Origin of the sequence: Cyclobacterium xiamenense (assembly GCF_009467825.1) — a bacterium.
Lineage (GTDB): Bacteria > Bacteroidota > Bacteroidia > Cytophagales > Cyclobacteriaceae > Cyclobacterium > Cyclobacterium xiamenense.
The window spans coordinates 24,396-48,877 of record NZ_WIOK01000006.1 but is presented as its reverse complement, the minus strand read 5'-3'; the positions used below and the strand labels follow the sequence as shown (position 1 = coordinate 48,877).

Annotated in this window: 14 protein-coding genes; 13 read left to right on the top strand and 1 reads right to left on the bottom strand. The window is 49.3% G+C overall.

The features are described 5' to 3' along the window. Positions 1-19: 19 nt before the first annotated feature. Entirely contained in the window at positions 20-511 is a 492-nt protein-coding gene (locus GCU44_RS05965) for a hypothetical protein (RefSeq protein WP_092171517.1), read from the top strand. A 54-nt stretch (positions 512-565) separates the two neighbouring features. Here GCU44_RS05965 and GCU44_RS05960 read toward each other — a convergent pair whose 3' ends face one another. Beyond that, complete coding sequence (locus tag GCU44_RS05960; RefSeq protein ID WP_241684855.1) at positions 566-1,672, bottom strand: PQQ-dependent sugar dehydrogenase; 1,107 nt, start codon at positions 1,670-1,672, stop codon at positions 566-568. Between the two features lie 561 nt (positions 1,673-2,233). Here GCU44_RS05960 and GCU44_RS05955 point away from each other — a divergent pair. The 12 genes from GCU44_RS05955 to GCU44_RS05900 all read left to right on the top strand — a co-directional run bounded on the left by GCU44_RS05955 (position 2,234) and on the right by GCU44_RS05900 (position 24,472). Further along, positions 2,234-2,665, top strand: coding sequence for a hypothetical protein (locus GCU44_RS05955; protein WP_154855075.1), 432 nt, complete (start codon positions 2,234-2,236; stop codon positions 2,663-2,665). Positions 2,666-2,729: 64 nt separating this feature from the next. Next, positions 2,730-4,280, top strand: coding sequence for an LruC domain-containing protein (locus tag GCU44_RS05950; protein ID WP_154855073.1), 1,551 nt, complete (start codon positions 2,730-2,732; stop codon positions 4,278-4,280). 273 nt (positions 4,281-4,553) lie between these two features. Next, on the top strand, positions 4,554-7,487 hold the full coding sequence (locus GCU44_RS05945) for a T9SS type B sorting domain-containing protein (RefSeq protein ID WP_154855071.1): 2,934 nt from the start codon (positions 4,554-4,556) through the stop codon (positions 7,485-7,487). A 39-nt stretch (positions 7,488-7,526) separates the two neighbouring features. Next, positions 7,527-8,501 (top strand): PorP/SprF family type IX secretion system membrane protein, encoded by a 975-nt coding sequence (locus GCU44_RS05940; protein WP_154855069.1) that lies wholly within the window; start codon positions 7,527-7,529, stop codon positions 8,499-8,501. Between the two features lie 2 nt (positions 8,502-8,503). Further along, positions 8,504-10,882: an OmpA family protein gene (locus GCU44_RS05935; RefSeq protein WP_161993901.1), complete on the top strand. Its 2,379-nt coding sequence runs from the start codon at positions 8,504-8,506 to the stop codon at positions 10,880-10,882. 1,105 nt (positions 10,883-11,987) lie between these two features. Beyond that, complete coding sequence (locus GCU44_RS05930; protein WP_154855065.1) at positions 11,988-15,224, top strand: SusC/RagA family TonB-linked outer membrane protein; 3,237 nt, start codon at positions 11,988-11,990, stop codon at positions 15,222-15,224. A 90-nt stretch (positions 15,225-15,314) separates the two neighbouring features. Further along, positions 15,315-16,793, top strand: coding sequence for a SusD/RagB family nutrient-binding outer membrane lipoprotein (locus tag GCU44_RS05925; RefSeq protein ID WP_161993900.1), 1,479 nt, complete (start codon positions 15,315-15,317; stop codon positions 16,791-16,793). Positions 16,794-16,820: 27 nt separating this feature from the next. After that, a complete protein-coding gene (locus tag GCU44_RS05920; protein WP_154855061.1) occupies positions 16,821-18,368 on the top strand; it encodes an amidase in 1,548 nt (515 codons plus the stop codon). Between the two features lie 38 nt (positions 18,369-18,406). Then, entirely contained in the window at positions 18,407-19,999 is a 1,593-nt protein-coding gene (locus GCU44_RS05915; protein WP_154855059.1) for an amidase, read from the top strand. Between the two features lie 84 nt (positions 20,000-20,083). Then, positions 20,084-21,598 carry an amidase gene (locus GCU44_RS05910; protein WP_092171545.1) on the top strand — a complete coding sequence of 505 codons (1,515 nt, stop codon included), beginning with the start codon at positions 20,084-20,086 and terminating at the stop codon, positions 21,596-21,598. Positions 21,599-21,694: 96 nt separating this feature from the next. Then, positions 21,695-23,275: an amidase gene (locus GCU44_RS05905; RefSeq protein WP_154855057.1), complete on the top strand. Its 1,581-nt coding sequence runs from the start codon at positions 21,695-21,697 to the stop codon at positions 23,273-23,275. 48 nt (positions 23,276-23,323) lie between these two features. Next, entirely contained in the window at positions 23,324-24,472 is a 1,149-nt protein-coding gene (locus tag GCU44_RS05900; RefSeq protein WP_154855055.1) for an acetamidase/formamidase family protein, read from the top strand. The last annotated feature ends 10 nt before the right edge of the window (positions 24,473-24,482 follow it).

The window sequence follows — 24,482 nt, the reverse complement described above, 5'->3', positions numbered from 1 at the left end:
ATATCTAAACAACAGTTGTATGGTAAAGACATCATTAAGCGTACTAATTGTCTTGTTTCTGGGACTCAGTTTCCTGAACGAGAGTCAGGCGCAGACCTATGCTACCGGGATAGGCTTGCGGGCAGGAGTCAGTAACGGGCTAACCGTGAAGCATTTTATCCAATCGGACGTAGCGCTCGAGGGAATCCTTCACACCCGATGGAGAGGACTGGTGATTACCGGACTTTACGAAGTACATAAAGATATCCGGGAGGTCCGGGGACTGCGGTGGTTTTACGGCGGAGGAGCCCATATCGGCAGCTGGAATAGCGGCAATTCCAATCCACCCTGGGCAGACCCCGGGTACAGAGGATCCACCATTGTGGGTATTGATGGGATTATCGGCTTGGATTACAAATTTGTAGACGCACCGATTAACCTATCGCTGGACTATAAACCGGCCTTTAATATCATCAATGGTGGCGGTTTTTGGGGGGACGAAGTGGCCCTGTCCATTCGATTTACCTTTTAGTCGAAAAAAACTAAAAACCCCCGCTGGAAAAGCTTCTAGCGGGGGTTTTTTAGGTTATTCCTGTGGGATCAGCTTGATCAGAAATCCGGTACCTTCCGTGATGGCGTAAATGTATCCGTCCGGACTTTGGGCCACATGCCTGACCCGACCGATATCTTGTAAAAGTTTTTCCTCACCGGCATAAGAGCTCCCATCAAGGGTGACCCGGGCAATGTGCTGTTTGGCAAGTGCACCTACGAGCAAGTTCCCTTTCCAGGAAGGGTAGCGATCCGAGGTAACCAGCGTGGATCCGCAAGGGGCGATGGAAGGTCGCCAAAAGTGAATGGGCTGCTCCATGCCTGTTTTTACCGTGTCCTCGGTAATGATGCTGTCATCGTAATCAATGCCGTAGGTAATTTCCGGCCATCCATAATTGTTTCCTTTTTTGATCAGGTTGATCTCGTCTCCGCCCTTCGGACCGTGTTCGATGCCGTAGATCCGGTCGTTTGCCCGGTCATAGACCAGTCCCTGCGGATTTCGGTTGCCGTAGGTCCAAATGGAGGGAATGGCATCGGGCTCGTTTACGAAGGGATTATCCGAAGGAATCCTTCCGTCGTCGTGAATGCGGTGGATTTTGCCATGGGAATTTTTTAGCGATTGGGCATTCTCGGGGTTGCTTCCCCGTTCGCCATTACTGAAATACAGGTAATTGTCCTTATCGAAGATGATACGGCTTCCAAAATGCCTGCCTCCCTCTACTGCCGGAGTGGTGACGATCAGGTCTTCTTTTTCTGTGAGGCTGTTTCCTTCCACTTTTGCACGCATGATTGCCGTGGCACCGCCTCCATCAACCGGTTTGGCGTAGGAGAAATAAATCCAACCATTAGCGGCATGATCGGGATGGGTTTGGATGTCCAGCAAACCGGCTTGATTCACTTCATGAACGGCCGGCACTCCGGCTAATTTTTCGCCGGTATATTGATCGTCTTTAAATATCAGGATTTCCCCTTTTCTTTCGGTGACCAACATCCTGCCGTCTGAAAGCCAGGTCATTCCCCAAGGGTGTTCAAATCCTTCGTATAAGGTATCAACCTTGATGGTGAGTTTTTCGGTAGTTACCGCATACGGATCTACGGGTGCCTTTTCCTGTTTGGGGGACTCGCAGGCTATCCAAGATAGCATTCCTATGAATGCGATGATTATCTTTGTTATACTCCTTTTTTTCATGGTGTTTGTTTCATTTAACAGGCAAATATACTATTTATTTTTTGCGAATTTGGTGGGGCGGCTGGCAGGCTCCGTAATTTTTGTACGGGCGGCGTTGGGTGGTTTTTTTTGGAAAAATCCACCCTAAAATCGGTGCAAAAATGGGGTAATCCTTGGTATCGTTTGCTCACCGAATCTGGAATTGCAAAAAATTGACCATGACCTTCAGAATACGCGATTTGAAAAAATACATATAGAATAATTTGGTTCTTAAATAATAAAAAAAATTTTGTACTACAAAATCGGTAAATAAATTTAAAAAATCTTTCAAGCTACTAACTTCGGTTTTATTTTTAGTGCTGGAATTCAATAGGATAAAGAAAAGTTAGACCCTTCTACGGACCATTTTGTCGCCCAATTGGGCGGGTTCATCGAAAAAACTCCCGGATGCAGTTTTATTTTCGGAATTTCGTAGGAGTAAATAAACAGCTAATAGAACGGTTCCGTTTTGGAACAAAACTTTTAATCGACCGAAAAATGAAAAACAGCAAGAAAAATTTTGAAGCCGGGATTGGTGCCTGGATAGTTCTCCCCGCACTGTTACTTTTCTCCTGCGTAGAAGAGCCCCTGGAGCAACAGCCTTCGACTCAGACGGAAAACATTGAGGAATTGCAGGCTACCGCAGTTTTTGATTGGAAAACCAGTGACAAAATCACGGTAACGGTTGAAGGTCTGGATGTAGACGTGGCCGTCAACCGGAAACTAACGCTGGAAACCGAAACTGGGGATGAATTCTTTGCCGGTGCGCAGGCAATGAGTGAGGATTTCGAGATGACATTTGATCTACCTTCGCATGTAACAGCCGTCACCATGAAATACGGGGCAATCGAACAAGAGAGAGAGATTGTAGACAATCGGGTGGCCTTTGATTTTATTGTAGACATGGGTGACGAAGACCTGGAGCCTTGATTGGTTGTTTGCCAGGTACAGCAATAAACGTGAGGAAGTATTTTAATTTTTAACGATAAGAGTAATGAAAAAACTATTGATATTCAGCTATTTAATGGGAGTTATCAGCTTTTCCCTTATAGCCCAGGAAAATACCGTTACCAATGATGCAGAGTTAGGTAGTCGCAATAAGTACGTCGCTGCCTGCTGGTCCATGGGGGCAGTGACGGTAAGTAATCACAATCAAACCATGATTTCGGGCGATTACAGCTTGCGATCAAATCAGGTTACGAACCAATCAACGACTGCCACCTGGGTAAAAACACCCTGGATTACCATGGAGGCAGGAAAAATAAGTTTCAAAACCAGGCTGGACGGAAATGCAGGGGGTAACCGCAGCATCGTGCTACAGTATATTGAATTTGACGCTGAAAACGAGAGTACCGGAGAGGGTGACGTTACCAGGTTTGATGTATTCGATTTCCCAAATCCGATTAACAAACAGACAGAAGTCCACGAGGTAGCCATAGCGGTACCCGAGGAGCTGGTGGGAAGCACGGTGAAGATCATGTTTAGTTTGGTGGGCTCCGGTGGCATGGCACGCATCGGCATGGATGATTTTGTTATTCCGGGAAGCTACAGCGCCGACCCGTCAGACGATTGTTTTCCCAAAAGTGAAAAAGCGGACGCGGACAATGATGGCGTAGCCGATTCGGAAGATGCCTATCCCGAAGATCGGTACCGTGCGTTTGATAATTTCTTGCCGGCCACCGGATACGGTACCCTGATGTTTGAGGACTTATGGCCAGCCACTGGCGACTACGATTTCAATGATTTGGTGGTAGATTATCGACTAAACCGCGTTACGGACGCAGCGGGAGACGTGGTAGAAATCATCATCGAATTGTCACCAAGGGCTGCTGGTGCGGGTTTCACCAACGGTTTTGGGATTGAATTTGCAGGCTTGTCGCCCAGAAAGGTAATCAAGGTAAGCGGAACCAAAGCCAGCCCGGAAAGTATCCATAAAATCGACGAAAAAGGACTGGAACTGGACAATGAATTTGCCACAATTATTCCTTTCGATAGGGTATCGCATTTTCTTACCCACCCAGGTGGAGGGGCTTTGGGGATCAATACCGATCCGGATTTTAAGCTCCAAAAACCGGAGTTGCAGACGATCGTGATCCGCTTGAAGGAAGAGGGTAAGGCCACGGATGCGGGCCCAACAAAGTTGAGCGAACTGGGAATGGATAATTTTAATCCCTTTTTGATCGTGAATCAAAAAAGAGGAGTGGAAGTACACTTGCCCGGAATGAAGCCAACTCGTCATGCAGATGAATCGATTTTTGGTACCAAAGAAGATGGAAGTACTTCTGGTCCGAGTAGCTATTACCGGAGCAAAGAAAATGGGTTGCCCTGGGCAATGAACGTACCGGTAAGTATTCCCTACATGGTAAACAAAGTTCCGATCACCAAAGGATATACCCGATTTTTTGAATGGGTCGTATCCGGAGGAGAATCGTATCCGGATTGGTATTTGAATAACGGCGGATACCGAAACGAAAGGGTGATGCTGAATGCAAATTTCCAGGAGGACACTATCGTCAGAGGTGGAGGGCCAAATAGGATTCCCTGATGGCCGGAGGCGTTGTCGCTGATCAACAAGGCATCTCTATGGAAATAATCGCCGTTGGAAGCCTCTAGTAATCAACGGAATAATGACCAACAGTATTCAAAAAAGGGAACTCAGGCAGCCATTTGGCTGCCTGAGTTTTCATGGGCGAGATGGATACGAATAGATAAATTGGGTATCTTTTTCAGATTTAGTAAGAAATGGCTAATTTGCCAGTACTTTATTAAGGTTGTTTTTTGTGTTGGCTAGATGGATGGTTTTTAATAGAAAGGGTATATGAAAAAATTAGTGTTAATTAAAAATCATTCCCTGCATGATTTTTCCTACTTGCGGATGGTTTTTTCGGTTTTGGGGGTGATTTTCTTCCTCGGAACTGCTCCGCTTTATGGACAGGTAGTGACCGTGAATGGGACGGAAAACCTTATTCGCATGGAACAGGTGACCTACCTCATTGATGGGCAGGAACTGGTACAAAACGCCCCTGAAGGGAACCAGAACCCAAGTCCGGAGGATGTGCCCGTGATCGTCAGTGGCATTCGCCTGGAAGATGGACGGGTAATTTTTGCGACGACCCGAAGACCGTCTGTGGCCAATCCGAATGCGGCTATTGGAAGCAACGAAATCAGACCATCTGCTATCCAGATTGTTCGTTCAACGAATGTGATTATTTCTCACCGGGATCCGGCATTTTTCGATAACCTGGAAGAAGTTGTATCAACCCCGGACATTCGGTCTTACTGGGACATCAATTCACAGCCCTCCATTCCCAGAGGAGATCCATTTGTTGACCTGATCTATCGGGATCCGGTGGTTACCTCCGGTTACCTGTTGTACACGGAGCGGGACGGGAACTCACCGACTGATTTTATCGCACTGGGCAGGGATGGGGAACCAATAGAAGGAGCCAATGTCATTGAGGTAAGGGGCTTTCAGTGGCAAACTGGTATCAACCATGTAAGTAATGAACCCTCCCAAGCCCAGGAAATGGTGCTATTTTCCCCCGCTCTTTTCGCTTCTGAGGAGCCGATCTTTGGGATTCGTATTGTTGCGGTCAATGAGCCGGATGGAAAGTTGGTCTTTTTTGTGAATGCAATTTCCGCCAGGCCCGACCTGGCCGAACGGGTAAACAGCGAGCTTGGTGGGGAGGCCGTGTTGAATATTTTTGATAACGATGAGCTAAACGGTGCGCCGCTCAACCCAATCGATATCCAACTAAGCATTTTGGAAGATTTTCCGGCTGGAACGGCTACATTAAATCCGGACGGAACAGTGGATGTTCCGCCGAATACGCCTCCCGGAGTGTACACGTTGCGGTATCAACTAACGGCCGGACAAGATTCGGACGATGCGGAAGTTCGTATAGAAGTAATCGAGTACAAGCCAGAAGCCTTTGACGATGCAGTAGAAGTAGCCGATAGTTTTTCCCGGGACAGCGTGGTAAACGTATTAGAAAACGATTTGCTCAATGGCTTACCGGCCTTGATTGAAAATGTAAACCTAACAACCATCAGTAATAACTCCGCTGGGTTTATTCAGCTGACCGACGACGGATCCATTGATATCGATGAGGGGCTACCTGCCGGCGAGTACCTATTGGTGTACCAGATCTGCGATGCCGCCGATCCGGCAAAATGCGATCAGGCAACGGCTACCATCCGGGTGGCGCCTACCCTGCTTTCAGCGGTAGACGATGATTACGGCGATGTAAACCTGAATCGTGCCGGCCCAATTGGAAATGTTTTGGATAACGACCTGCTCAATGGGGAAGCAATTCCAGAGGGAAGGGTGCAGGTGAGCCTATTGGATGCGGACGGTTTGTCCGGTCTTACCTTGTCCGCCGATGGGGAATTGTCACTCCCTGCTGGCTTGCCCAATGGGTCCTACGAATTGGTATACGAAATCCAGGAAGTCATTAACCCGGGCAATACCGATCAGGGAGTCATTCGTTTTACCCTGCTAGACATTCAATTGGAAGCGAACGACGATGCATTTACCACCAATCAAAACCAGGCAATCGTGCTGGATGTACTAGCGAATGATTTCATCAATACGGGTGAATTATTAGTGGAGACGCTGGAAATTTTGGAGGGGCCGGAAAACGGTTCCCTGGACCAAAATGCGGACGGTACGCTTACTTACACCCCCGGGTCTAATTTTTCCGGAGCCGATAGTTTTACTTACGAGATTTGTGAAAATACAGACCGGCAGTTTTGTGATCAGGCGCTGGTTTCGCTCACCGTACGGCCTATTTTATTTGAGGTTTCAAAGGTGCCAAACCTCACAACACTTCCAATCGGCGGGCTGGTCAGCTACACGCTCACGCTTACGAACAACTCGGCGTTTGATTTAGCGGACGTGCAGGTGGAAGACATGCTTCCCGACGGCTTGATGCTCCTTAGTTCGGATCCGGAGGCGCAGGAAGGGACCACCTGGTTGCTGGAAACGATACCAGCCGGTACCTCCACGGAGATCGATTTGCTACTAATGGGCATTGGTTTAGGGCCACAGGTCAATTCCGCTTCCATTGAAATCGGAGCGTACATGGACATGGTTCAGGCGGTTCCGGTTACGATTTTGGCACGGCCGGTGGATATCAGCGTAGAAAAGACGTCGCTTGGAGCATCGCTGTACGAGGGGAACGAATTTGATTACGAAATTCGAGTAACGAACAACGGTACCAGTACGGGAGAGAACATCACCCTAGTGGATGAGTTACCGACCGGTCTGGTATACCTTGATTTTACAGGGGATGCCGAAGCACTGGTATCGGGAAATACGGTTACCTGGACCATACCGACCCTTGGTGCAGGGGTGTCGCAGGTGTATACCATTCGGGTACAGGCCACACAAGTCGGGTCGATTACCAACACCGTTCGGGTGCAGGTTCCGGAGGATCAGGAGAATACTTCCACACAGCAGGAGGATACCGATACCAATCAGGTCAATCCATTCTTTATTCCGAACGTCATTACACCAGGAAATGCCGATGGGAAAAACGACACCTTTGAAATTCGAGGAATTGAGCGCTTCGCTCAAAGTTCGCTGACAATTCTGAATAGAAACGGCGATCATGTATATGTCTCCGATGATTACCAAAACGATTGGGCGGCCGACGGACTCAATGCCGGGTCCTATTTTTATGTAGTGGTGATTACCGATCGCGCTGGTGAAAGCCAAACGTATAAAGGCTGGGTGCAAGTAGTGAAATAGAAGCGTTGTATTTATTGGCTGGATTTAAATTCGAATTCGATGAAAAATAGTTATAGTGTAGGAAGGTTTGTGGCAATAATGGCATTCCTGCTGGCAGGGGAGCTTTCTGCACAGCAATTGCCACAGTTTAGTCAGTACATGTTTAATGGATTGCACGTAAACCCTGCCTATGCCGGCTACAAGGGAGAGCACTACATTCAATCCACCTACCGCAACCAATGGGCAGGCTTGCCGGGTGCACCTACTACCTTCACCGTCACTGCAGACCTGAGTGCAAACGAGGGCCTGATGGGTTTCGGTGTCGCCATTCTATCCGATGAAATGGGGCCAGCCAGGACCAATTCGGGTTTGCTCAGCTATGCGTATCGCATTCAGACAGGGCAGGCGTCCTTTTTGGGCTTTGGAATCAGCGCCGGTGTATCCGAATACGCCATTGACGGTGCGATGTTTAACCCGAATGATTTTGATGATTCCGAAATCCCAGAGGGTCGAATTAACCTTTTTACCCCCAACTTGAATACGGGTATATTTTTTCATACACCCTCTTTTTATGCGGGGTTTAGTGCGTACAATTTGATTGGGAGAAATTCCCTGGAATCCGAAGCGGTTGCATTGGCTTACCACAACGTACACTATTACCTTACCGCGGGAGGATTGGTGCCACTTTCAGACGCGGTGCAGTTCAAACCTTCTTTTCTGGTTAGAAATGGAGGCAGGGGACCAACCAATCTGGATTTGAACGGAATGTTTTTATTCATGGACCGGATTTGGGCAGGCGCTTCCTACCGTACCAATGTCAAATGGGGACAGGACCAATTGCCCGATGGCCTGACTGCCAGAAACGCCATAGCCTTGATACTGGAACTATTTGCAACAGAAAAATTCAGACTGGGTTACGCCTATGACGTGCAAACCAACGCCTTCAGCGGGCTTCGGAACAATTCCCACGAGTTTTCCCTTGGCTACTACATTTCCCCAAGGAAAGTGAACATGAACAACCCTAGATGGTTCTGATTATGAAAAAGATTTCTACCTACCTGCTGCTACCGATAGTTCTTTTGTCGCTGCTATCCATCCCTCCTTCCCTGGCCCAACGGGGCTTGTTGCGCTATGCAGACAGGAAGGCGACGGAAGAAAATTATTTTGAAGCGGGAAAGGGATACGCAGAGGACTTTGGCAAAAAACCATCCTACCAGGCTGCAAAGGGTGCAGCGATTGCCTACGACAAGATGCGGGATTACTCCCGCGCATACGACTGGTGGAAAAGAGCGGTGGCCTATCCCGAGGCCTTGCAACAGGATCGGCTGGCATACATTGCTGCTGCCAATCAGGCCGGCGACACGGAAGCGGTGTTCGCAGCCTTGGATTCGATGGGGACAAGCAAGCCCGAAGCACTTCGAAACCTGAATCTGGACTCGCTGAAAGTCTGGTACGACGCCGCCGGAAATACCCGTGTAAAGCGTGTTCAAAGTATCAATAGTTCCAGCACCGATTTTGGCTGGGTAAAATCAGCGAATGGGCGCACCTACTTTTCCTCAGATAGAGGGGAGGCAGGAGAGCGTAAAAAAAGCGGATTGCGGATCGACAAAAGCTACACGTACTATTCGAAAACATCGGATTGGACCGGGCGTAATTTCCTGAACATTTATTCCGTGGATGAAGACGGCAAAGTTTCGCTTTTTGAACCACCGGTCCCGGGTGTGTTTCACGCCAGTGATCCCTATCCGCTCGCAGACAAGGACCTGATTTTTTACACCGTAACCCGGGATATAAGGAAATCCAATGATTACGAGGTACAACCGGAAATATATTACAGCCAGCTTGACGCCTCCGGTAACCCGGTGGATTTTGTCGGGCTTCCGATCAATGCTCCCCTGGAATATGGCTTGAAAAGCCCCTTTGTAGACGAATCCCAAAACCGCTTGTATTTTTCATCCAACATGCCCGGGGGCTATGGGGAATACGATTTGTACTACATGGAATTCGATGAGGCGTTTACATTTGGGCAGCCGGTTAATTTGGGTCCGCTAATCAATACCGCCGGGAACGAGATCGACCCGTTCATGCAAAACGGAAGCTTTTATTTTGCTTCCGATGGGCACATAGGCCTGGGAGGGTTGGATATTTTTGTATCGGACAGGAAAGGAAACGAATTCCTGGGTGTTAAAAATATGGGACTGCCGTACAATTCTCCACAGGACGATTTTGCTTTTTTTGAGACGGACGATCATTCGGTGGTGATTTCTTCCAATCGCCCCGGAAGCACCGGTTTGGACGATGTGTTTGAATTGGAGACCCTGGATATGGATTTCGTGGCACAGGTATTGGCTTGCGACGGAACAGCCGTTTCCGGTCCCCTGGAGGTACAATTGACGGAAGGCAGCGAAAAACGGACCGTTGCGGTGGAACAAGATGGTGGCGGAGTGATTCGGGCTACCATCAGCCCGGAGCAAAATCAGGAAATTTCCATTAAAAAAGACGGGTATTTTGCCCTGGAGGACAAAAGTCTTTCCAGCAAAGGAATGAGCGATGGAAAACTCGAGAAAACTTATCAGTTGGTGAAAATACCCTATAGGACCGCGGTGTATGTGGATTTGGTGTATTACAACCTGGACCAATCTGAAATTCGGGAGGATGCGGAAGCGCCCTTGGATAGAATTGCCGAGTTATTGACATCGTATTCTTTTCTGAATATCGTGGTCCGCTCCCATACCGATGCGCGAGCAAACGACGCCTACAACGAGGTGTTGAGTGAAAAGCGGGCGGATGCGGTACGCGATTACCTGAGCAAGTACGGCATCGCAAGGTCCCGCATTCAGGCAGAGTGGTTAGGTGAAACCGAACTGACCTCCGATTGCGGGGAAGGTGTTCCCTGTTCCGAAGAAAATTATCAGTTAGACCGTCGTACCGAACTATTGTTAGAAGCCTTTCCCGAAGTAGGGAAATCGTACCCGGTACCTCCCGAAATGCGAGGAATTGATTTATGTGATGTGAGCACCATTCAGCTACCGGAAGCGTTGCCTACCATTTATTTCGGTTTTGATGAAGCAGCACTTTCCTTGCAGGATAAAATGGCTCTGGAACGCGTCGCATTGATGTTGAGAGCCATGCTGAACCGACGATTAGCAATCACTGGTCATACAGACAGCAGGGGCTCGGCAGCCTACAATGAAGCCTTGTCCGAAAGGCGGGCACTGGTGGTCAAAAACTACCTGGAAGGGAAAGGGATCGCGTCGGAGCGGCTGGTCTATGAATTTTTTGGAAAGGACAAGCCGGTAAACGATTGCGAGGAGGTTCCATGTACTCCCGAGATGCACCAGCTAAACCGACGAACGGAGCTGAGTCTCCCCAAAAGTATCCCCCGCCTTAACAAACACTGGAGTCAAAAAGAGTAAATCTACCCCTAAGCAATAAGAGGAGCCGGTAACGCTCCTCTTTTTTTGCTCTTCGTAATACAGGTTGGTCTCCCTGGTAAAACAAAATTTCCTTTTCCGCAATCTGTGATTTCTTTCCTGGTTGTTATTGCCAAGCCCTGTCCTTATCGGCTCCGCGAATTGGTGCATCGCTGTAGCATTTATGCATGTGTGATTTTTCTTCCGGAGCGCAGGTACCCTCTTTAACCCTGCCGAGCTTGCTCAACGGGGATTTTTTGCTTTTTTAGCGGTGTATAGCGGTCCGAAACCTGCATTTTGCGGAAGCTGTCAAGCGCATGGATTGAACCATACGGGACAAGATTAAGGCAAGGCACAGTGGTAATGAACCCTCAGGCTGTTATCGTCCTAAAAAATAGTTTTGAAAGTAAAATAGGTAGGTATTGAAAAACATAATGGCCTTTCGATCAATTTAAATTTTGAAATATGAAGAAATAAGAAATAAAAAACGTTCTTATGCGCCAAAATTAGAAAAAAAGATTTTTAGCCTATTATTAGTTAATAAATTACCTGCAAAATCAATAAAAATAAATAGAATCAAAAAAATAGGTTTTAAAATTAATGACTATACGTAAAAAATTTGTATAAAATAAAAAAACAGGTTTGTAAAATAGCCATAGAATGCACCAGTGTAAATATAATCGAATGAAATTTTAATTGATTTAAATATAGTAAAAATAGTAATAAAAAGATTTAGAAGTTTAATAATGTAAATTTAAAGTATATGAAAATGTCTTAAAATATTATTTTTAACTATATTTTTGCCTATTAGTTTAAAAAAATAATATTGGGATTTCTTTGTTATTACAGGGTCGGCATATATATTTGGTTCCGAAGACGTTAGCAGCTGACAAATTCAACCCAACATTCTGAATGGTGTTCCAATCAGGGCCTTATTTGTTTGAGGCCATTGGTGAAGCGCCACATCCCAACATGCGCCCAAGATAGTATCCCTTAGAATAACCTTCCCCCAAAGTAACCATTTGAATATTTGCTACCCGCATACTGAATTAGGATCTCTGTACGCGTAGGGGTAGATTATTTTCACTACTTAACCACTAACAACATCATGAAAAATTTTACACATGCCCCGGAACGGCGTTCCGGTGGGAGGAACTCGTTTATCTGGTTGGTCTTGCTAATCGGTTTTTTATCCCTTGGTTCGGTTCAGGCGCAAAGTCTGACAGTGAAAGGCAAGGTAGTTGATGAAAACGCAATGTCGATTCCAGGAGCCAGCGTGCTCGTAAAAGGTACCACCAAAGGAGCGGCGACGGACATAAACGGGGAATTTTCCCTGACCCTGTCCGAATCAGAAAAGGAATTGGAAGTTTCGTTTATTGGCTACAACAAAAAAGAAGTCGCTATCGGTAACCAAAGTGAAATAACGATTTCACTGACGCCGGAAGAAACGGCACTTTCCGAAGTAGTGGTGACTGCATTGGGCGTTAAACGAGACGAACGTGCCCTGGGTTATACCGTACAGCAGGTGGATACCCGTGGCTTGGATGAAGCCAAGGAAACCAATATCGTCAATTCGCTTACAGGTAAAATTGCCGGTGTTCAGATATCGAATTCCTCCGGCAATATTGGCGGTTCCTCACGTATCACCATACGGGGAATCAATTCCATTTCCGGCAATAACCAACCGCTCTTCGTGGTGGATGGTACTCCGATCGATAACTCCAACTACAACTCCACGGATCAGGTGTCAGGAAATGGGGGTCGGGATTATGGGAATGCGGCTCAGGATATTAACCCCGACGATGTGGAGTCCATTTCGGTGCTGAAGGGACCAAGTGCTTCCGCATTGTACGGGTCCAGGGCTTCAAATGGCGTCATCCTTATCACAACGAAGAGCGGTGCAAAAAACAAGGGTATCGGCGTTAGCATCAATTCCTCCACGATGGTTAGCAACGTATTTTTATTGCCGGAAATGCAAAATGAGTACGGCGGAGGATTTTCTTTGGATTTTGAGGAAGTCGTGGATCCGCTGGATGGACTGACTTATAAAGTGGTCAATACGAATGCCAACAACAGTTGGGGACCTCGTTTTGACGGAACGCCCGTAAGGCATTGGGACAGCATGTATCCGGGCGAGCCAAATTACGGAGAAGTGCGACCCTGGCAGGCTACTCCCAATAATATCAGAGATTTCTTTGAAACCGGCGTTACTTTATCAAATAACGTATCCATTAGCGGAGGCGATGATAAGAGCTCTTTCAGACTTTCCTATACCAACCTCGATCAAACCGGGGTCATGCCCAATAGTTCGCTCAATAGAAATACAATTGCGGTAAGTGCCAATACGCAAATAACCGACAAGTTTTCCGCAGGAGCCAAGATTAACTACATACGTACCGAGGCACTCGGTCGGCCCGCAACGGGCGACTGGTCTCCGGAGCGGCCTGTAAACGTGTTGACATACTGGTATGCCTGGACCCAGCGTCAAATTGATCCCGCCCGGTTAAGAAATTATCAATCGGACCGGTATTACCACATGACCTGGAATACACAAGGACTGGGGAGGCACACGGAACAGAGCTACAACAACAATCCCTATTTTACGCTATTCGAGAGTTATAATAACGATTTAAAGGACCGGGTTTTTGGAAACATCAACATCTCCTACCAGATCCTTCCGGAGCTTTCAGTAACCTTGTTTGCCCGAACCGATTTCTACACCGACGTGCGCGAAGACCGGGCTTCAATCGGAGGCTACCTTCAGAATGCTTACGAAAAAGACTTGTACAATTTTCGGGAGGATAATTTCGAGCTTCTCGGCCAGTACAATACCGAATTCGGGGATGATTTCAGTCTGGGAGTTACCTTTGGGGGCAATATCCGGAAAAATACGTTCACCAATAATTACACCCGGACGCAGGGTGGCTTGAGTGTGCCGAATTTTTACAACCTGGTAGCCTCCCTCCAGCGGCCAGAAATCCGGGATTTCAAATCCGAACGAGAGGTACACAGTATTTACGCAAGCGGTAATTTGGGCTACCGGGATTTCCTGTTCCTCGAGGCTTCGCTTCGGAACGATTGGTCTTCTACTTTACCGGTAGACAACAATTCCTACCTGTACCCCGCCGTGTCAAGCAGTTTCGTTTTTTCGAACCTGATGACGGGAGCTGATTTCATTTCTTTCGGCAAAATGCGTCTGGGTTGGGCCCAGGTGGGGAATGACACGGATCCGTACCGCTTGATCAACACCTATGCCAACGGGGACCCCTACGCCAATACCTCGGTGTTCACGGTAGATGACGTTTTGAGAAACAGCAACCTGAAGCCGGAAATTGTGTCGAATTTGGAAGCAGGGTTGGATTTACGTTTTTTGGAAAATAGAATAGGTCTGGATTTTACGGTCTACAAGGTAAATACCTTCAATCAAATCCTGGCACTTCCGGTTTCCTCGACCACGGGTTTTCAGTCGCTCATCGTTAATGCGGGAGAAATGGAAAACAAAGGCATCGAGGTCATGCTGAGTGGCACCCCTATCGAAAGAAATGATTTTTCCTGGGATGTAAACCTGAACCTGGCGCGTAATAGAAATCGGGTGCTGGAACTGGCAGAAGGTCAGGATAATTTCGAGTTGGGTGGACGAGACGGTACCAACTCCGTCAATGCCACGGTAGGGCAGCCTTACGGTACGATTATCACGCCAAATGTCATCTACCACGAGGAGACCGGAAAACCGATCGTTGGTAGCAATGGCTTTTATCTTCGGAATCCAGGCGAGGTAGTCGGCAGTATTTTACCGGACGTAACGGGTGGCTTTTCCAATACCTTCACGTACCGCGGGATCACGTTGAGTGCCTTGATCGATTTCCAATCAGGGGGTAGTTTTTGGTCGGAAACCGTTCAAAATGGCATTGCCAATGGGCAGTTCATTGAGTCGGTAGGAGACAATGACCGGGGAGTTCCCAAAAGAAATCCCGTGTCCGAAGGCGGAGGTATCCGAGCGGATGCGGTTTTTGAAAATGGGGAGCCCAATACGGTATACCTGGAAGCACAGAACTACCTGAAGCAACTGTATAGCCTGGATGCATTATCCGTATACGATGCCTCCTACATCAAATTACGAGAAATCAGCCTGGGCTATAACGTTCCCAGCGGAATGCTGCGCAACCTCTTTATCAATGGGCTTCGGGTATCCGTGTTCTCTCGAAACGTGGCCTTGCTGCACAGCAACGTGCCCCACATTGATCCCTCGGAAATCGCCTATGGATCAAGTAACGTTCAGGGCTTGGAGGGAGCATCGTTGCCAGCTCCCCGTATGATTGGTTTCAACATCAACATCAAGCTGTAACATCCATTTACTTTATTGGACAGGAAAATCGGATTTTATCTCAAAAATCTGCCTGATACCGACATGTTCCAACATCTAAGAATGACTCAAATGAAAACGATAAAAAATATACCTACCATCCTATTACTCGGCGGCCTACTGATTTGGTCGGCTGCTTGTACCGAGGGCTTTGAGGAATTAAATATTGATCCCAACCAGCCGCTGGAAGTGCCCACCTCGAGTCTGCTGACCGGGGCACAGCGAGAATTAGTAGCAGACCTATTTGGCAACCACGACCAGCTTAACGGCATCGGGCTTCCCGCCATGATTTATGCGCAGCAGATGGCAAATTTGCGGGGCGGTTTTGATGATATTTATGCAACGGTAGAGGGCGATTTTTCAACCTTTTACACCAATGGGTTGAGAGATTTGGAAGAAGTCATCCTTTTAAATTCCAACGAAGAGACCATGGTCAATGCGGCGCTGTCCGGACCTAACCACAACCAAATCGCAGTGGCAAGGATTCTGAAGGCTTGGGCCTATCAAAACATTACCGATGTGTGGGGGGATGTTCCCTACCAGGAGGCCTTAAAGGGAAATGCTTTTTCCCTACCCACCTATACCGATCAGGAAACGATCTATTTGGATTTGATTAAGGAACTGTCGGAGGCGGCAGCAATGATCAATGCCGCCGATGGATCGATTGACGGCGACATTATTTTTGGAGGGGATATGGAACAGTGGTACAAGTTTGCCAATAGTCTAAAAATGAGGGTAGCACTCCGGCTTTCAAATGTGGCACCCAATGTGGCTGCGTCCGCGCTGTCCGAGGCGGTAGCAGCGGGCCCCATGACATCAACTGACGACAATGCCTTCTATCAATTTTTAGAATCCCAACCCAATAACAATCCTTGGTTTTTCCGGTACGAATTGAGTGTTCCCAATTACGGAATCGCCAGCACACTGGTTGACATGCTCAAATCGTTAAACGATCCGCGACTGGAAAGATATGCCGATCCTGCAATAAATCAAACGCTGGGAGGCGGATACATCGGACAGCCGGTCGGACTGGACCGAGCATCCGGTAGTGCCATCAGTGACTTCGCCGTTTCTTGGCCAAATACCGAAACTATCCTCCAGCCAACTTCAGTTTTTACCATTATGTCTTACGCGGAGGTTGCGTTTATCAAGGCTGAAGCAGCGGAAAGAGGCTGGATTTCCGGCAGTCCCTCGGAATTTTACATAGAGGCGATCACCGCATCCATGGAGCAGTGGGGTATTTCGGATCCATCTGCAGTTGCCGATTATTTAGCGCAGGAAGCAGTTACCTATGACACGACGAACCCCATGCGTTCCATTGGCAATCAGAAGTGGATTTCTTTTTACATGCAGGGCGTTCAGTCCTGGTGTGAATGGAGACGGCTTCAATACCCGGAGTTGGAAGTAGCAAGAGACGGAGTTATCGATGGCATACCCAGACGCAAAGGTTACCCACCTAGTGAGATTAATTTGAATAAAGCGAACTATGAGCAAGCAGTGGCCAGACAAGGTTCGGATGATCTTTTGACCCGCGTGTGGTGGGATCGATAAGTTGCCAATTTAAACAAAGACAAACGCATGATTTTTAATAAAAAAAATAACCGAAGAGACTTTATACGTTCGTCTTTTGTGTTGTTTGGTAAGGGGGGGCTAGGGTTGATGGCCTCCCCTATTATGCCAACATCCCGGAAGAACGACTCGGTTTCTTATTACCAACCCAATCGGGTCGTGGACGAAGTCACTGCGGCATCGGTCGTGCAGCTGGCGCAAATGATCCGCGAAAAAGAAATTTCCTCCGTAGCGCTTGTAAACGCCGTATATCGGCGGATGGAAGAAGTGAATCCTGCGATCAACGCCGTGGTTCTGACCTGTAAAGAGCGGGCGCTACAAGAGGCCGAAAAGGCAGATAGGATGTTGGCAGCCGGCAGGACCATGGGCGCATTGCATGGGGTACCCATGACCATCAAAGACTCATTGGAAACCGCAGGCGTGGTGAGTACTGGCGGAACGCTGGGAAGAAAAGAGTTTATGCCGGCGGAGGATGCCACGATTGTTGCCAGGCTTCGGGCTCAGGGGGCGATTCTCCTGGGAAAAACCAACACCCCCGAATTTACGCTATCCGGAACCACCGCTAACCTGGTCTACGGCATGACGAGCAATCCCTACAAAGAAGGCTACAGCCCGGGAGGAAGTAGTGGAGGGGCAGGTGCCATTGTGGCGGCGGGTGGCTCACCTTTCGACATCGGATCGGATTTTGGCGGCAGTATTCGCGGGCCAGCTCACTTTAATGGGATCGCCGGGATAAAACCCACCACGGGCCTGGTTCCCAGAACGGGCCACATTGTAGATTATGGTGGATTGTTTGATGCGTATCAGGTGCTCGGTCCGATGGCCCGGTATGTAGAAGACCTGAAACTAATTTTGCCCATTATCATGGGGCCTGACCAACGTGACGCGGCCATTCACCCGGTTCCCTGGACCGATCCGGACAGTATTCGTATAGCGGACCTGCGGTACGCCTGGTTTGTCGAACACGGCAGCACGAAGGCCTGCTCGGAGGAGACCAAAAAGGCAATCAACGGTGCGGTTGCGGCATTGGAAGGGGCCGGAATACGCCTTAAAGAAGATGCGCCTGTTAGCCAATTCCAGGAAGCAGAACAGGTGCGTCAGGACCTTTTCAGTGCTGATGGCAGGGCATGGGTGAATCGGCTGGCCGAAAAATTCGGAACCAAGCAAACCCATCCCCTACTCCGGCTGGCAGACCCGTCCACCGCGATCCCATCCAGGGAGTTTACCGCGTTGGTAGAAAAACTTGACGCTTGTCGTAGCAAGCTGCTGCAATGGATGCAGGCATACGACATCCTCATTTGCCCGGTACATTTCGACGGTGCTGCCCCCAATCCTACGGTGTTTGAAAGATCCGCCAGTTCACCCGAAGCCTACGGGTACATGGGTATTTTTAACCTCACCGGTTGGCCGGCGGCGGTAGTACGAGCCGGAACAAGCAAAGACGGTTTACCTATTGGGGTTCAAATAGTCGGACAGCCTTTTCAGGATCACAAGGTGTTGGCAGTCGCCCAATACCTGGAGGACGAACTGGGTGGTTGGCAAATGCCAGCGATGTGATCTTATCCGAAAACCCCTATATACCAAAAGATACATGCATGAATAAGGTAAAAAAATACATCGCAACAAAGACCGCTGAAACGGTTTCCAGACGGTCCTTTATAGAAAAAGTAGCTGTCGGGACCATCGGGGCTACGTACCTGCCAAACATTGCAAAGGGACTCGATAAACGCCTGCTGATCCGGGAATTTGGCACCAAGGCGGAGCCGGCATCAATTCATTACAAATCCGTAACCGCACTGGCAGAGATGATCCGAACAAAGGAAGTGTCGGCACTCGAAGTGGTACAGGCGTACATCGATCGTATTGATGCAGTCAATTACCAGTTAAACGCCGTGGTCATGGAGTGTTTTGATCGGGCGCTTGATGAAGCGAAAAAAGCGGATCAGGCCTTAGCCAAAGGGAATTCAACCGGATCTCTTCATGGCGTACCGCTTACAATAAAGGACTCATTCATGACCGAAGGCGTGGTAAGTACCGGCGGGACGATCGGCAAAATGAATTTTGTACCGGATGCAGATGCCACGGTTGTCGCCCGGGTACGGCAGCAGGGAGGGATTCTACTGGGAAAAACCAATACCCCCGAATTCACGCTTATTGGAGCTGTATTGGGAGTTAATTCCACCAATAATATTATTTACGGTATCAGTAAGAACCCTTATGACCTCGACAAAACGACTTCCGGAAGTAGTGGAGGCGCAGGAGCCATTGTGGCCGCAGGAGGAGCAGCCTTTGATATTGGTACCGACTGGGGAGGCAGCGTGAGAGGACCTTCTGGTACCAACGGGATAGCTGGTATCAAGCCTACCTCGGTACGGCTCCCCCGTACCGGACATATTGTCGATTATGGAGGGCTTTTCGATGCCTGGCAGCAACCTGGCCCCATGGCGCGGTTTGTAAGGGACCTGGATTTGCTCACCCCTCTCATGGCAGGCCCGGATTTCAAAGATGCTGCCGTGATTCCCATGCCCTGGCCCGATTATAAAACGGTCGATATTGCCGGGTTGCGGGTTGCTTTTTTCTCGGAAAATGGGATAGCCAGAACCGATCCAGCCACGCGGGACACGGTACAAAAAGCCGCCAAATGGATGGAAGAAGTCAGTTTGTCCGTAACGGAGGATTGCCCAAGAGACCTCTTGGTCGAGTTGGGCACAATCCGACGTGATTTGATCATCGGTGATGGCTGGCAGTGGCTCAAACGAGCAACAGAGCGCGCCGGATCCAAGACCTACGGCGCAAGTCTCCGGCAACGGTTGTCGGAACAAGGCGAGACAATCTCAACGGCACGGTATACCAAGCTATTGGAAATGCAAGATGCCAACCGAAGCAAGATGCTGCAATGGTTTTCCGATTACGATGTACTCCTCTGTCCGGTGACGAACGCGCCTGCGGGGGATATTAACAGCGGATTCTCCGAGTCATCCAAGTACATGGACAATCCGGGAGAAAGCTATACCAAACCGTTCAATACCTGTGGATGGCCCGGTGCGGTCGTGCGCTGTGGAGAAAATGCCGAAGGCTTGCCAATCGGTGTACAGGTAGTCGCCCAGCCCTGGCGGGAAGACGTGGCACTTGCTGTGGCAAGTTACCTGGAGCAAAAATCAGGAGGATGGAAAATGCCTCCCATTTAGCCGTTTCACTTTTAAAAAAAATGGACCCATACGCACCGTCATCAAGACCTAATGCTGACCACAGATACCTAAAACCAAACACCCATGAAAAAACAAACCACCAACAACCGAAGAAAATTTATTGCCACGCTTGGAATCGGATCACTGGGCTCGGTACTTCCGGCCTTTGGTCAACTGCTTCCGGAGGGCGTCGTGCCTCCACGGAGGGAATTTACATCGAACGATGCCACCGACGAACTCCTGTACATGTCCGCGACGAAAGTGGCAGAGATGATCCGCAATAAAGAGATCAGCAGTGAAGAGGTAGTAAGCCGTTGTCTGGAGCGGATTGCAGAGGTAAACCCGAAAATCAACGCCGTGGTTCAGGTGGCAGGGGAGCGCGCACTACTCGAGGCCAAAGCGGCAGATGCAGCCGTTAAGGCAGGAAAACCGCTCGGCTTACTCCATGGAGTACCCATGACGATCAAGGATTCCTTCGATACCTCCGGAATTATTTCGACTGCCGGCACCATGGGCCGTAAAGATTACATGCCGGGTACCGATGCTACCGTTGTGGCAAGGCTCAAAAAGGAAGGAGCGATTTTACTGGGTAAGACCAACACGCCTGAATTCACCATGTCCTCGCTGACGACCAACCTGATTTACGGACAGACACTAAACCCGTACGATCTCAGCCGCCACCCGTCGGGGAGTAGTGGTGGGGCAGCCGCTATTTTGGCAGCGGGTGGATCCTACTTTGACATCGGCACCGATTCCGGTGGGAGTGTGCGCGCACCGGCCCATGTCTGTGGCCTGGCCAGTATCAAACCAACGAGTGGACGGATCCCCCAAACCGGCCATTTACCGGGTTACGGGGATCGGTTCGGAAGTTACCAACAGCCGGGTCCAATGGCGAGAAAAGTGGAAGATCTGTACTTGTTGCTCTCGATTATTTCTGGTCCGGATCAATTGGATGCCAGCATCAGTCCCGTTCCACTCGCTGACCCTGCGGAGGTAGACCTTTCGCAACTGCGAATCGCCTATTATACCACCAATGACATTGCGGAACCAATTCCTGAGATCAAAAAGATGGTGGTAGACTGCGCCGAAAGCCTTAAATCATCGGTGAAAAGCGTAGTGGCAGACCGCCCGGCAGTGCTTCAAGAACTTTCTGAAAAACGTTCTGAACTGAATAGCGCTGATGGGAAAGCCCATCTCAAGCGCTTAATCAAACAATGCGGGACCAAGGTAATCTCCCCAAATCTGAATATTTCGGGGGAGACAGTATCTGCCGACGTGTATTCCAGATTGGTAGAAGAGATCGATACCCTCAAGAGCAAGATGCTCCAATTTATGGACGATTACGACATTTTGCTGTGCCCGGTTACTTCCACTGCCGCCATGAAGGTAGACGCAGAACGCTTTCCGGGCCACTGGTACACCTCCGAATACAATGCCACCGGATGGCCGGCAGCAGTGGTGCGCGCAGGTACTTCCGATGAAGGATTGCCTTTGGGGATTCAGATTGTCGGTAAGCCCTGGACGGAAGATAAAGTTCTGGCGGTTGCCGGTGTCCTGGAAAATGCATTTGGGGGCTATTCCAAACCCGAAAATTTGTAATACCGGAGCCCTTCGCTCCCGGGTGACCGATCCCAATTCCCGCGACGGCTTCACCAACCATCAATCAATTGAACAACGATTTAACCATGCTAATCCATGAAAAAATATAAAGCAGCCCAATCCGAAACCAGTCAGTCCCGTCGTAAATTTTTAACACTTATAGGCGCGGGTAGTGCCGCCGCGATGAGTCTTAGCACCTCGACGCTTGCTGCAGCCAGTGAAAAATCTTCTGCCCGGCGCCTGGTGTCAACGGATAAAACGGACGAGTTGATCTTTATGTCAACGGTAAAGCTTTCGGAAATGATACGAACCAAGAAGGTCTCGTCCGTAGAGCTGACCCAGGCCTACATCGATCGAATAGAAGATGTGAATTACCACCTTAACGCCGTCGTGATGCAATGTTTCGATCGGGCAATGGATGAAGCCAAAGCCGCGGATGCGGCGTTGCGGAAAAAGCAGTACATGGGGCCTCTTCACGGCATTCCAATGACGCTCAAAGATTCCTTTGAAGCGGAAGGCGTGATCAGTACCGGCGGTACCCTCGGCAGAATTGATTTCGTGGGTAAAAAGGATGCCACCGTTTTGGCCCGAATGCGAGAAAATGGAGCCATTCTGCTCGGAAAAACGAATACACCAGAGTTTACGCTAGCCGGCGGGGGGATGAGAGGCGTGCGAACGACAGGGAACATCATCTATGGGCTAAGCAAGAATCCCTACGACCTGAAACGAGGAACCTCCGGCAGTAGTGGCGGAGCGGGGTCGATTATTGCAGCGGGGGGTGCCGCATTCGATATTGGTACCGACTGGGGGGGGAGCGTGCGGTTGCCTTCCAGCACGAATGGAATAGCGGGTATCAAGCCTACATCCGTCCGTTGCCCCCGTACCGGACACATTGTGGATTACGGGGGCGTGTTTGATTCCTGGCAACAGCCAGGACCAATGGCCCGCCGGGTGGAGGACCTGATTTTGCTCACTCCGCTGATGAGTGGCCCGGATGGTCGGGATGCAGCCGTGGTGCCGATGCCCTGGCCGGATCCGGCACTCATTGACATGAAAGGACTGAAGGTCGCCTATTACCCCTCAAATTTGATTGCAGAGACGGCCGAGGAAACACAAAATACCGTCCGTCAGGCTGCCAAATGGATGGAAGAAGCAGGAGCTGAAGTGATGGAGGACATGCCGTTGGATATCTTTACTGAGTTGGGGGAAATACGACGAGAGTTGGTTGCGGGGGATGCCTGGGCATTTTTAAAACGAGCCGGAGACCTGCATGGAAGCAATACCCTTAGCGAATCCATTCAAAACAGGCTCGACAGCGGGAGCCCCATTTCGGCAGATCGCTATTCTGAATTATTGACGCTTCAGGACAAAAACAGGACGAAGATGCTTCAATGGTTTCAACAATACGACGTCATTCTCTGTCCGACAACGGCTACTCCCGCTGAGGAAATCGATCAGGGTCTTGGAAACGAGTGGACCAGCAGTAAACCCGGCGCGAGCTACTGCGGACCCTACAATACCACCGGATGGCCGGTTACCGTGGTGAGGTGTGACACAAATGGTACGCTTCCCATAGGGGTGCAATGCGTAGCCCATCCCTGGCGGGAAGATGTTTCCCTGGCCGTGGCACAATACCTGGAAAGTAGATCCGGGGGTTGGAGACGACCGATGATTTGACAACCGACACACTAATTTTTGAACGACAACCACTAACAAAAATGACCAATGGAAAAGAATAATTCAAGAAGGGGGTTTATTGAAAAATCGCTTGTGGGCGGTGCATTTGCCTTCACCGCCCTGCCCGGCCTGTTGTCGGGAAAGGATCGACTAACCTCCTCAATTACCCGTGAATCTGGCAAAAGGCTAGGGCCAAAGGTAGATAAGGTGCTGCGCTCCTATCCGGAAAATATGGTCTGGGGCTATTTCGGAGCAGATGTACCGCCCAAGCTTACCGTAAAGGAGGGGGAGATTGTGGAAATACATACCGTTAGTACTTCGGGAGTTCCGCGGGAGGACCCGGAATCCTTTTTCAAAGAAAACAATCTGGCTTACGATGACCATGCAAAGGAGCTTGTTGAGATCATAAAAAACGTACCCCCTGAGCCATCCGGCATCAGAGGTCACATGCTTACCGGACCGGTTTTTATCGAGGGAGCCATGCCGGGCGATAGCATCGAAATCCGAATTCATGATGTCATCCTCCGAAGCGAGTACGGGGTAAACCATGTACGACCCGGGAGAGAGGACATACCCCAAGAGATTAAAAACAGCGAGAGCTTCGTGTATAAATACAACAAGAAGCGAACGTCGGCTGAGTTACTCCCAGGCGTGGAAATCCCTTTGAAACCTTTTATGGGCGTCATGGCCCTTTCCCCGCCCCCGGAAACCGGTAGGGTAAGTTCCATACCGCCGGATTTTTTCGGAGGCAACCTGGATTTAAAGCACCTGATCAAAGGAACGACGCTTACTTTGCCGGTCTCGGTGGAAGGGGGGCTTTTCACAACCGGGGATGCACACGGCGCACAGGGAAACGGTGAGGTCAGTGGCACCGCCATCGAGACATCGATGATTCTGGTGGCGGAGTTTGTCATTCATAAAAAGACCATCAGCATGCCCCTAGCCGAAACGCCCGATCACTTTATCGTCTTCGGCCTCAACCCCGATTTGGATGAAGCCATGAAGCAGGCACTGGCGGAGTCGATTCGATTTATTCACGAGCATCTTGGCTTTAGCTATGAAGAAGCCATGTCCATATCGAGTACAGCCGTCGACTTTGAAATTACGCAAGTAGTGGACCGGACGGAGGGCGTTCACGGCATGATTCCCAAGTCTATATTCACCAATAGAACGTTTGACTATTGGTATTCTTCCTAAATCCAACCTC